Genomic DNA, 12,581 nt, shown 5'->3' on the forward strand with positions numbered 1-12,581 from the left:
CGGTAGGGGTTCAGGAAACACGCAATGACGTCTTTTCGCACCCCTACTCCATAGATTAAGGATACCTACCATGGATTACGCTACGGCGATTGGTGGCGTTGCTATGTTTACCTTGATCATCATGGGCCTCGTTGCCATTATTTTGGCGGCGCGCTCAAGACTGGTCAGTTCAGGCGATGTTACCATCCATATCAATGATAATCCCGATAATGACGTCGTGACCCCAGCAGGCGGTAAATTACTACAAACCCTTGCAAGCGAAGGTATTTTCTTATCTTCAGCCTGTGGTGGCGGTGGTACTTGTGCGCAGTGTCGCTGCCGCGTTATTGAAGGGGGCGGCTCTATCTTGCCCACCGAAGAAGGCTATTTTACTCAAGGCGAAATTCGCAATCACATGCGTCTGGCTTGTCAGGTAGCCGTTAAGCAAGACATGAAAATTGAGATTGACCCTGAGTTTTTTGATGTACAAAAGTGGGAATGTGAAGTTCTCTCTAATGATAACGTTGCTACCTTTATTAAAGAGCTGGTCCTTAAAATTCCAGATGGCGAAGAAGTGAACTTCCGTGCTGGTGGTTATGTACAGTTAGAGGCGCCACCGCATGAAGTTCATTATAAAGACTTTATCATTGACGAAGAATACCGTGAAGATTGGGAAAAATTTGGTATTTTCAACTATGTCTCAAAAGTTGATGAGCCAGTTATTCGTGCTTACTCGATGGCCAACTACCCTGAAGAAAAAGGCCTTATTAAGTTTAATATTCGTATCGCTAGTCCACCGCCACGCGGTCCTGACGGTATTCCACCAGGCAAAATGTCATCATGGGTATTTAGCCTAGTACCTGGCGATAAAGTAACGGTTTCGGGTCCTTATGGTGAATTCTTTGCCAAAGAGACTGACGCTGAAATGATTTTCGTTGGTGGTGGTGCTGGTATGGCACCGATGCGCTCGCACATCTTCGATCAGCTTAAACGCTTACATACTAAGCGTAAAATCAGCTTTTGGTATGGTGCACGCTCTATCCGCGAGATGTTCTATGTTGAAGATTATGATCAACTCGCAGAAGAGTTTGATAACTTTGAGTGGCATGTGGCTTTGTCTGATCCATTACCAGAAGACAATTGGGAAGGTCCAACCGGCTTTATCCATAATGTATTACTTGAAAATTATCTGAAAGACCATCCAAACCCAGAAGACTGTGAATACTACATGTGTGGGCCACCGATGATGAATGCAGCGGTCATCGACATGCTGCACAGCTTGGGCGTGGAAGATGAAAACATCATGCTTGATGACTTCGGTGGTTAAGTGAGTATCTAAGCAAATGGCTACGTAAAAAATTATTTTAAAGTAATAAATAAAAGAGAGTCTCAATTGAGGCTCTTTTTTTGGCTTTGACTAAATGTAACCCTTGCATAATAAGCCTACAAATCTAAATAGCAGACCGCCTGCCCTCTACTATATGATTAATTGTTTATTGCCTTAAGAAAGGATTTTTATGAAAACCAACATTAAAGATTTGACCATTTGGATTACTGGTGCTTCTAGTGGTATCGGTGCAGCATTAGCCATCGCCTTTGCCAAACGTGGTGCCACCATTATTTTAAGTGGGCGTGATGAGGCAAAATTAGTAGCAGTCAAAAACCGCTGTAAAAACAGCAAAAACCATTTCATCATCCCTTTTGATATCACCGATGCCAAACAAGCAAAAGACGCGTATCAGACAGCTAAAGCTCAAGCTGGAAAAATTGATTGGCTTATTAATAATGCTGGCATCAGTCAACGCTCGCTTATTATGGAAACTACTGAAGAAGTTGAACGGCAAATTATGGAGATAGATTATTTTGCGCAGACACGTCTTACTAAACTGGTATTGCCCAATATGATCGCGCAAGGTGGCGGCAAAATTGTCATGGTATCCAGTGTTGCAGGTTTATTAGGCACACAATATCGCGGCGCTTATGGAGCAGCCAAAGCCGCACTTCATATGTGGGCAAACAGTCTGCGTGCGGAACTGTACGAGCAAGGCATAGAGGTGGCAACGGTATTCCCTGGATTTATTCAAACCAGTATTTCTATTAATGCCTTGACTGGTGACGGTAGCGCGCAAGGAACGATGGACGAGGCGACCAATAAAGGATTAACCGCAGCTACCTTTGCTAAACAGGTCATAAAAGCCCTGATTAAGGGTGAAGAATATATCATCGTGGCAGGTAATAAAGAAAAGCTGGCGACCACGGTCAATCGCCTATCGCCGCCAAAACTATATAAGCTCATCCGTGAATCAAAAGTAAAATAAATCTAGTCGTTTAAGCCACTAGGTCTTAAGTCGATGATTGGCGTTATGGGTGACAAGGGGTGTAAAATGGGCCACGCTAATAGAACGTGCCACTCACCCTTTTGCCATAAAAGCCATTATGATTAATATGAGAAAACCAATAATGCAAAAATTAGCCCCACTCTCATTGTCTAACAAATCGATGAAAACCACCTTATTGCCCGTTATGGCTATCAGTGCTGTATTCAGTCTTAGTGCTTGCCAGCAAACACCAGATTATGATTATCTCAGCGGTGAGACCATGGGAACGAGCTACCATATCAGTTATCAGCTACCTGCGGATGCAGATGAAGCAGCCATCCAAGCGTCGATTGATAAGCGCTTGCAGCAAATCAATGACAGTATGTCTACCTATCAGGCAGACTCTACTATCTCTAAGTTCAACCAGTTAGGTAAAGACATCCCCCTCACTATCGATGCAGATTTTGCTCAGGTGCTTGATGTGTCACGAATCGTCTATCAGCAATCTGGTGGCGCCTTTGATCCTACCGTCATGCCATTGGTAGAGACTTGGGGCTTTGGTAGCACCATGACCGTTGAGCGCTTGCAAAGTCCGCCAACAGCACTTGAGATTGCTCAAGCAAAAGCCTTGGTAGATTTTGAAAGCATCATACAAAAAGAGCAGAGCATTTATAAAACTAAAGACGGCGTCGGGCTTGATTTCTCAGCAGTTGCTAAAGGTTATGGCGTCGATGTGATTGCCGATGTGCTCAGAGATGACTATCAAATTCGCAACTACATGGTAGAGATAGGGGGTGAAATTGCAACCTCTGGGGTCAATAACCAACAGCAGCCGTGGCAAATTGCGATTGATGCGCCTATTGAGGACAGTACGGTCAGCGAGCGTCAGACAATATCAGCGATTCGTCAACCAATCAATACCGATAATCAGATGTATTTGGCAACTTCTGGCAACTATCGTAATTCCGTCATATTCGACGGTCAGCGCTACAGTCATACGATTGATCCAACCACTGGCAAGCCTATCGCGGGCGGCGCACCATCGGTAACCGTTGCAGCAGACTCAGTCGCCTTGGCAGATGCGTGGGCAACCGCCCTCACTGCGATGCCTTATAAAAAAGCCCTTGCAACAGCCAAAGCACAAGAGATAGCCGCCTTGTTTGTTGTCTTAGCTGATGAGGCAAAGGCGACGGGTTCTGATAAGAATACTGACCAGTGGCAAGTGGTACAAACACCAGCGATGCAAGCATTACGTGCTGACAAACAGCCTTAGAACTTAGTCGTAATAGAACTTAGTCGCAATACTGTAAACGGCTCGATAACCATCAACGAGCCATACAAAAATTTGCTATACTGGTTTTGCTATACTATTAAGGTATTACCCTAGTAAATAGCCACACTATTTTTAAAAATCGAGGTTTCCTCTATGCTTAGTCAATTGCTTCCCATGCTTGCCATTACCTTTACCGTATTCGTCCTGTTCTTTATCTTTATGGGTATCGGTTATATGGTCAAAAAGAAGCCACTTAGAGGATCTTGTGGCGGCGTTGCTAAACTAATGGGTGATGAAAATTGCTCGTTTTGTGGAAATGATCCCAATAAGTGTGATTCAATCGTGGCAGAACAGCAAGAAAATGCCCTTAAAGCCGCTCAGCTAGGCAAACCTGTATAAACTAAATTTTATAAATACCGCGTTTGTTACCATACGCTGGTAGTATTTACCTAACATCTGTTCTTATAATAGCGTCTAGTCCTTTGCAAGGGACTGGCGCTATTTTTAGTTGTGCCAGCCGCGACGTATCTAGTTAGCATCGCTTCAAGATATTTTGGATATAAATACGGCACGTGCAAGGCCTGTTAATAATAGTAGACTAAATAAATCTAATACCGTATCCAGTTGATAGGCGATTGAAGATAAGCGCGCTTTCAAAATGGTTACTCATATATCTTGTATTCTGCAAGTAATCTCTAGTTCTAATTTACGATTCTAATTAATGATTTTAGTCACCGTCTAGGTGCGTTTTCTTTGGTGTTATTTACAAGCGACGATGCTTCGGCGCTGTTTAATGACGTGTCCTTTTTCTTATTCTAATAGTCGTGCTGCTATGTCTACCTCTACTGATTTGCCACCTGATGTGCCATTACAGTCTCATTCAGATACGCCGTCACCGTTTGAGCTGCCCTCCTCACGCTTCACTTTTTGGCTCATTTTATGTGCCATGATTTTGCTCGCCACTAATATGCGTGCGCCTATTGTTGCTCTCGGCTCTATTGCCCCTGTCGTACAAGATGCACTCAATATCTCTGAGACGCAGATTGGTTGGCTAGGAGCAGTGCCCATGCTGACTTTTGCGGTGGGCGCACTGATCGCGCCAGCCATTGGTAAGCGTTTTGGGCTTGAGAATACGCTCATTGCGATGATTGCGTTATTAACGATTGGTATGATGATTCGTACCATTATTCCCACTTGGTCTGGGTTTTTGATTGGTACGTTACTGCTGACCTTGGCTATCGGTTTTGCGAATACCTTAGCTGCCCCTGTTATTAAACAGCGTACGCCCCAGCATATTCCACTCATAACAGGGCTATTTAGTCTAACGATGACGGTAACGGCAGGCATCGTCGCTGGAGTTGTACTGCCATTATCTGAGCAAGTGGGCTGGCAATGGGCACTGGGTGGGTGGTCGCTATTGGGTATTTTTGCGATCGTTATTTGGATATTTTTACGATTGCGGCTGGGTTCGTCTAGTCATCAAGCAATTGTGCCACCTACCTCTGGAGCGTCTGACATCTCCATATGGCGTACGCCTTTTGCTTGGCAAATTGCGGTATTTATGGGGCTGCAATCATTATTATTTTACACCGTGGCCAGTTTCTTACCCTCTATTTGGGTCAGCAAGGGGCTATCCGCAGTGCAAGCAGGACAAATGGCTTCAGTGTTTCAGTTTATGGCACCTGTCTCTATCTTGAGCCTAACGTGGCTGATCAATCGCGGCCGCCCTATTCAGGCGCTGGCGGTGTTTGCAGCGGTGCTGAATGTTATTGGTATTTTAGGAATCAATTATTTATCTACCGACCTCGCTTGGTTGTGGTCAGGTCTGATGGGCATTGGCTGCTCCGCTATTTTCACCTTGAGTATGATGCTGTTCTCCTTACGTACTTATACGACCAACCAATCTAGTGAGCTGTCTGGTATGGCGCAATTCGTCGGTTATTTGATTGCATTTTTTGGTCCCTTAGGGACAGGTTGGCTACATGAAGCGACTGGCAGTTGGGATTTGCCACTATTCATCATGCTTATTTTGATGGTTCTCAACGTCGTCATTGCTTGGGTAGTGAGTCGTCCAGTGATGGTCGATGGCAAAAAGCTTTAATATCAAAAACTACAGTAACCTTAGGATAATATTGGTGTCTGTCTTATTTTGCTACACTGGTTTGATTGCTTATAGGACAGAATAATCATGATGAATTTATCCATTCGTTTCGCTCGACACTTACCAACATTGGCTATTTTAACAGCCGTAATGGCGCTCGGTGGTTGCCAAAAACCATCTGAACCTAGCACCGCTAATGGCATGCAAAACAGTACTCAAACTGCCGAACCTCAAACGACAAAATCTGAGCAACCGGCAACATCCACTGCACAGCAAGCGCCATTAACGATCTTGGCATTGGGCGACTCCCTGACAGAAGGTCTTGGGGTAGACAAAGATGACAACTATCCTGCTCAGTTAGAAGATCGTCTGCAAGCAATGGGTTACGACAATGCCAAAGTTATCAATTCAGGATTGAGCGGTGAAACCAGCACGGGATTGGTCAATCGCTTAGACTGGGTGTTGCAGACCAAACCTGATGTGACGATTTTGACCATTGGTGCTAACGATGCCATACGCGGCATCGATGTGGCGACAATTGAAGCCAATATCCGCACGGCTGTCAAACGTTTGCAAGACAATGGTAGTGTCGTCATCTTGGGCGGTATGTCGATCTATGACAACCTAGGCAGTGACTACGTTGCGGCCTTCTCAGACATTTATCCTCGCGTCGCGAAAGACATGAACGTTACCCTTATTCCGTTCTTCTTAGAGGGCGTGGGCGGTGACCGTGAGCTCAACCAAGCGGATGCCATTCATCCGACGAAGGAAGGCTACACGATCATCGTCAATGACAATATCTTGCCTATTCTAGAGCCTAAACTAGAAGCGCTAAAAATAGCCGATGCAGACAACACAACTGAAAATGCTCAAGATGAAACGACAAAAAATACGACAAATGAGACTACTTAACGAGACACTGTAATGACATCATCACCTTCGATTGCCACGTCAATACCACAAGCAGATTCTAAAAAAGAAGCCCTACTCACCGCTAATAAACTCAATAAAACTGTGCAAGTCGGTGAGCAAACCCTATCAATCATTAAAGATGTGAACATTCATATCAACGCTGGCGAGTTTGTGGTCATCATGGGCAAATCAGGCTCAGGTAAATCCACCTTACTAGGATTACTGGCGGCGCTAGATTATCCAAACAGCGGTACGGTGTTGCTAGCAGGTCAAATGCTCAGTAGTCTTGACGAAGATGCGCTAGCGATCATTCGTCAACACGACATGGGTTTTGTCTTTCAGTCATTCCATCTACTTCCAACCTTGACAGTAGCCGAGAACATCGCCTTTCCACTTAATATTGCCAGACGTCCAAACCCAGCACGAGTAGACGAGCTTATTGATGCCGTTGATTTGGGTCATCGCCGTCATAGCTTACCCAATCAACTATCGGGCGGTGAGCAGCAGCGTACGGCTGTGGCACGAGCGCTGGTGTCGCATCCAAAGATTGTGTTTGCGGATGAGCCAACGGGCAACTTAGATGAGCAAAATGCCGATCAAGTCATGCAGTTGCTATTGGACTTACGCCAACAGGTTGGTTCAGCACTGGTGGTCGTGACCCATGACCCTGCAATTGCCGAGATGGCAGATCGCGTGATTACCATGCATGACGGCCGCATTGTACCTACATGAATAACTGGATTGTATCTTAATGAATAGTAAGCCCACAGACAATAAACTACCAGCTGATACAAAAAAGACTGATACCAGTATGCGTCAAGCGTCAAGCTATCCTAGCGGTATCCTCAATCAATTATTTACCCGTACCCTAGGTTTTCAAACACTCGGCTCTCAAGCACTCAGTCGTAGCTGGTGGCAACGCTGGGTTTATCCTATGTTGTTTCTACTGACGTTGACCTTGTCACTTGCAACTTACCTGACCCTCGACTCTGTGCAGCAGTCTGTCGATCGCTATATCAATGACAATCAGCGCGCGCTCGTTGGTGGCGATTTAATTCTAAACAGCAAGCAAGACTGGCCAAGTGAAGTATTGACGCAGGTAGAAACCATCCCCGATACGCAGACGGTGTATGACTATCAATTTAGCGCCATGCTGGTCAATGATGAGCAAACCTTGCTTGCCAGCATCAAAGCGGTCTCGCCGTCGTATCCCTTATACGGTACAGCGGAGCTTGCCTCAGGACAGCCGCTGTGGAAGCAGCTAACCTCTGACAGTGTCATCGTCGCGCCAGAAGTGCTCAGTAGTCTACAGGCCAATGTCGGCGACCGCATTACCATTGGTGATGCGCAGTTCACAATAAGTGATGTACTGACCAAAGAACCTGATCGCCCGCTGACCACCTTTGGGTTTGGTGGGCGTGTCTTAATGCATCAAGACTCACTCGCAGCGACCAACCTATTGGGTCAACGTAGCCGAATAAACTATCGTATCGAGATGGCAGGCGATCCAGAGTTGATAACGACGCAGCGTGATGCGCTCACAGAGATACTGACCAACTATCCTGATATCGAGCTCTCTGACGCAGAGTCCGCAGACACTTCGGTCTCGCGTATCTCTGACAATGTACTGATGTTTTTAAAATTATTGGTCATCGCAGTGTTGCTACTTTCGGCGGTCGCCATGTACGGCGTCATTAGCGCCTTTGTCACCAAGCAGCAGTCTAATAATGCCATTCGTTTGGCATTAGGTGAACCGCTTGGCTCACTCAAGCGCAGCTACTATCAATTGCTTATCGTCACCACTGCCATTGCTTGTGTCGCCGCGATTATACTGAGTCTAGGTTTGCTTAAAATCGGTCAGCCATATTTGGTTGCTATCTTGCCTGCCGATGTTGGGCTAGCCATCAATCCAATTAGTGCGGTCAAAACCATTGTAATTGCTCTAGTCCTGACGTTGCTGATTGCTCAACGTGGTTTAAGCGCGCTTAACACAACCAAACCCGCTACCCTACTCAATCAAGGGGCAAGCACACAGTCGCAAAACTTGCCTTGGTATCGACGCGTGCCGCTACTGTGGTATAGCTTGATGCTGGCAGGGTTGTATGCCTTCTTTGCTTATGAAGTTGGTTCGCTGTCATTAGGGGCGCAGCTATTGGGCGGGTTGATTGGCTTTGTGGCGATATTTTGGCTACTGGCGCGTGGGTGGCTCTGGCTGCTTGCCAAATTGGCGAGCAATACCAAGGTCAGTTGGATGCAGCGTATCGCCATTCATAACCTTGCGCGTAAAGGCAACCAATCAGCGTTGTTCTTTGTCACCTTATCGCTATCGGTGGCGGTGCTGACGCTCATCACGACACTTAATCACAGTATCAATGCCCAGTTTATTAATGCCTATCCTGAAGATGCGCCCAATCTATTTTTGCTCGATATTCAGAGCGATCAACATGACGATATTGATGCGATCATTGAAGCACCTGTCACCTATTATCCGGTCATTCGTGCCCGTGTGGAGACGGCCAATGATGTCCTAGCAAAAGATATCGAGCCTGAGGATGGCTTCGATGATCCCACGCGTGTCTTTAATTTGAGCTACGCAGATACGGTCATGGACACCGAATACATCACTGAATCACTCACAGATGACGCGCTATATACCCCTATCGATGCGACAGATGAACAAGTCAAACCCTTGTCTATTTTAGATACTGCCGCCAGTATGCTCAATGTCGGTATGGGCGATCAGGTGCGCTTTAACATTCAAGGTATCGAAATCATCGGGCAGATTACCAGTATTCGCACGCGCTATGAGCGTGGCCCAAGTCCGTATTTTTACTTCTTGTTTGAGCCGTCTGTGCTGTCCGCTGCCCCACAGATTCAGTTTGCTACCGCCCACGTACCAGAAGATGCAATTCCAGAGCTACAAGGCAAACTGGTACGTGAGTTCCCTGCTGTCACCACGATTGACGGCACTGCCATTGCTCAGCAAATCCAAGAGCTGGTGGTACAAATGAGCCGCTTGGTCTATGTGTTTACCTTACTTGCCCTACTCACTGGCGTCATGGTGCTGATCAGCTCGCTACTGTCTACCTCACAAGATCGCATGAAAGACAGCGCATCATTTAGATTGCTCGGTATGCAAAAGCGTGACTTATATATGCTGAATATCTTAGAGCTGGGTGTGCTTGGTATTAGCGCGGCGACCTTTGCCGTGATTATCGCCACTGGTGGTGCTTGGCTTGCCGTTACTCAGTGGTTTAATTTACAGTTTAGTATGCCGTGGGCAAATCTAGCTATGGGTGGTGCAGCATTAGTTGTCTTACTATTCGCTATTGCCATTATTTATGTGAAACTGGTGATTGGGCGCGGGATTATGGCAAGGGTAAGGGCGATGATTTAAGCGTATTGGATTTTAGCTTGATACGGAAAAACCCCTTAATTGGGGTTTTTAATTTTGTATTATCTGCAATTCTGAACAAGACTATAGCTATAATCTAGCCACTTCATTAGGGTAACTGCTGTTATCAGAGCTAAACCGTGCCTTCAATTGACGTCTAGCTTTGTTATAAAACCCATTTAATTAAAAGCATTTTACGATTTCCTTTATTAACAGAATCTCACAGACTACTCTATAGGTCAGCCATCATTATCAATGTTTATTATTAGCTGACGTTTAGCATATACCTGAACTTCAACCTCTTCCTCCTTTGAATTAACTACAAACATTTTTGTCTTAATAGGTTCGTTAGTGGGAATATCAGTGTGAACTGTAGGGTATGCCTCAAATAGCTTGCTTTTATTCTTACTATCCGCATATTTAGCTAAATAGGCCTCTGTCTCACGAATTAGGTCTGGTAAGGTAATTGTACTAACTTTATTATTTATGAATTTGAAAGTTCGACACCCTCTCATATTCATAGCTTTCTTAACCACATTTAAAGAAGTCAATGTTACTCCATACATATTTTCTGAGTAATTAAATAACAATCCTGTTATACCAGGCCTAAAATTTTTTCTTAGAACATAATTATATAAAGCATATATTGGTACGGCTTGAATAGAATCAGCATAGATTTCTAATATATCACTCTGAGAGACACCTTTTACCTTATGTCCTAATGAATTATACCTATCATTTTTAGTACTGTATTTTTTCGCTTGTACAGCAAAAGCTACCCAACCCTTATTATCACTGCCAATCCACCATACCCAATCAGTACCAAACTTCGACTCTTCGTTTTGCTTAGTTTGCTTAATAGAAATTTGAGGGTTGTCGAGCTTTATTAGGTAAAGCAAAATCATATCTGAGATACTTGTTTCACCGAAACTTATGTCGTGTTTAAAAGCATCATCTAAAACGTTCCAAACGCCTTTAGTGATATTTTCAAAAGCGACCTTCAATTGTATATACGACATGTACTTAACCTCAATATTCATATAGCTTAAAGAATAGTATATAACTTAACTGGATAGAATGAGGATAAAACTTCTATCCATACAGAGGCCGTTTTTGCTTCGTTCAACTTATCAGCATATAAACCAGTATCAGCCATGCAGTTTGCTTATTTATTGGGGGGGATTACCTAGCACTCATTTGCTATACTAGCCCAACTTTATCGGTTAAATACCCACTTATAACACCCTCCCAAACAGCATGGTAGCCTTATGAAATTCTCAAAGTTCGGTCAAAAATTTACCCAGCCCACCGGCATCTCACAATTGATGGATGATCTAGGCGATGCACTAAAAAGCGATCAGCCAGTCAACATGCTGGGCGGTGGTAACCCTGCCAAAATTGATGCCGTCAATGAGCTATTTCTAGAGACATATAAAGCGCTTGGTAACGATAATGATGCTGGCGTACCCAATAGTAGCGCCATTATCAGCATGGCGAATTACTCTAACCCGCAAGGTGATGCGGCCTTTATCGATGCGTTGGTTGGCTTCTTTAACCGTCATTATGATTGGAACCTCACCTCAGAAAACATCGCCCTGACCAATGGCTCACAGAATGCGTTTTTCTATCTGTTTAATCTGTTTGGCGGTGCGTTCAAAGATGAGAAGAACGAATCTATCGACAAATCTATTCTACTACCATTGACCCCTGAGTATATCGGCTATAGCGACGTGCATGTCGAAGGTCAGCATTTCGCAGCCGTATTGCCACATATCGATGAAGTGACTCATGACGGCGCGGAAGGCTTCTTTAAATATCGTGTTGATTTTGACGCATTGGAGAACTTGCCAGCGCTAAAAGAAGGTCGTATTGGCGCGATTTGCTGCTCACGCCCGACCAACCCGACTGGCAACGTGCTGACCGATGACGAAATGGCGCATTTGACCGAGATTGCCAAACGTTATGACATACCGCTTATCATCGATAATGCCTACGGTATGCCCTTCCCGAATATCATCTATTCAGACGCGCATTTGACGTGGGATAACAATACGATTCTGTGCTTTAGCCTGTCTAAAATTGGTCTGCCCGGTATGCGTACTGGTATTATCGTGGCTGATGCCAAAGTGATTGAAGCGGTCAGCGCGATGAATGCGGTGGTGAATCTAGCGCCGACACGCTTTGGTGCAGCGATTGCCACGCCATTGGTAGAAAACGATCGTATCAAGCAATTAGCTGATAATGAGATTAAGCCGTTTTATCAAAAGCAAGCAACCCTCGCTGTGAAGCTATTAAAAGAAGCATTGGGTGATTATCCACTGATGATCCATAAGCCTGAAGGCGCGATTTTCCTATGGTTGTGGTTTAAAGACTTACCGATTAGCACCCTTGAGCTATACGAGCGCCTCAAAGAAAAAGGTACGCTTATTGTGCCAAGCGAATACTTCTTCCCTGGTGTCGATGTCAGTGATTATCAGCATGCGCATGAATGTATTCGTATGAGTATCGCCGCTGATGAGCAGACGCTAACTGATGGTATTGCAGCGATTGGTGAAGTGGTGCGTGAGTTGTATGATGGTCGGTAGGTTTTGAAAGTGAGCTGAG

10 protein-coding genes are annotated in these 12,581 nt (G+C 45.0%); 9 read left to right on the plus strand and 1 reads right to left on the minus strand.

Going from position 1 to position 12,581, the window contains the following annotated elements; all coding sequences use genetic code 11:
- The first annotated feature begins 70 nt into the window (after positions 1–70).
- From nqrF to JMW94_RS11720, 8 genes are all read left to right on the plus strand, one after another.
- Positions 71–1,306 carry an NADH:ubiquinone reductase (Na(+)-transporting) subunit F gene (nqrF, locus tag JMW94_RS11685; RefSeq protein ID WP_055125670.1) on the plus strand — a complete coding sequence of 412 codons (1,236 nt, stop codon included), beginning with the start codon at positions 71–73 and terminating at the stop codon, positions 1,304–1,306.
- 190 nt (positions 1,307–1,496) lie between these two features.
- The gene (locus tag JMW94_RS11690) at positions 1,497–2,297 is read left to right on the plus strand and encodes an SDR family NAD(P)-dependent oxidoreductase (protein ID WP_201604523.1); all 801 of its coding nucleotides are present in this window, start codon (positions 1,497–1,499) and stop codon (positions 2,295–2,297) included.
- Positions 2,298–2,439: 142 nt separating this feature from the next.
- Positions 2,440–3,570, plus strand: coding sequence for an FAD:protein FMN transferase (locus JMW94_RS11695; RefSeq protein ID WP_227685500.1), 1,131 nt, complete (start codon positions 2,440–2,442; stop codon positions 3,568–3,570).
- Between the two features lie 153 nt (positions 3,571–3,723).
- The gene (nqrM, locus tag JMW94_RS11700) at positions 3,724–3,969 is read left to right on the plus strand and encodes a (Na+)-NQR maturation NqrM (protein WP_045447638.1); all 246 of its coding nucleotides are present in this window, start codon (positions 3,724–3,726) and stop codon (positions 3,967–3,969) included.
- 433 nt (positions 3,970–4,402) lie between these two features.
- Positions 4,403–5,671: a CynX/NimT family MFS transporter gene (locus tag JMW94_RS11705; protein ID WP_227685501.1), complete on the plus strand. Its 1,269-nt coding sequence runs from the start codon at positions 4,403–4,405 to the stop codon at positions 5,669–5,671.
- An 87-nt stretch (positions 5,672–5,758) separates the two neighbouring features.
- Positions 5,759–6,583: an arylesterase gene (locus JMW94_RS11710; protein ID WP_201604526.1), complete on the plus strand. Its 825-nt coding sequence runs from the start codon at positions 5,759–5,761 to the stop codon at positions 6,581–6,583.
- Positions 6,584–6,595: 12 nt separating this feature from the next.
- The gene (locus tag JMW94_RS11715) at positions 6,596–7,315 is read left to right on the plus strand and encodes an ABC transporter ATP-binding protein (protein WP_227685502.1); all 720 of its coding nucleotides are present in this window, start codon (positions 6,596–6,598) and stop codon (positions 7,313–7,315) included.
- A 19-nt stretch (positions 7,316–7,334) separates the two neighbouring features.
- A complete protein-coding gene (locus JMW94_RS11720; protein WP_201604527.1) occupies positions 7,335–9,980 on the plus strand; it encodes an ABC transporter permease in 2,646 nt (881 codons plus the stop codon).
- Positions 9,981–10,216: 236 nt separating this feature from the next.
- On the opposite strand, the gene JMW94_RS11725 is transcribed toward JMW94_RS11720, so the two are convergent.
- Complete coding sequence (locus JMW94_RS11725) at positions 10,217–10,996, minus strand: DUF6615 family protein (RefSeq protein ID WP_201604528.1); 780 nt, start codon at positions 10,994–10,996, stop codon at positions 10,217–10,219.
- Positions 10,997–11,245: 249 nt separating this feature from the next.
- Between JMW94_RS11725 and JMW94_RS11730 the strand changes: the two genes are divergently transcribed.
- Positions 11,246–12,562, plus strand: a complete 1,317-nt coding sequence (locus JMW94_RS11730) for a valine--pyruvate transaminase (RefSeq protein WP_201604529.1) — start codon at positions 11,246–11,248, stop codon at positions 12,560–12,562.
- Positions 12,563–12,581 lie beyond the last annotated feature (19 nt).

Source organism: Psychrobacter immobilis (genome assembly GCF_904846185.1).
In the GTDB taxonomy this organism is placed as follows: Bacteria; Pseudomonadota; Gammaproteobacteria; order Pseudomonadales; family Moraxellaceae; genus Psychrobacter; species Psychrobacter immobilis_B.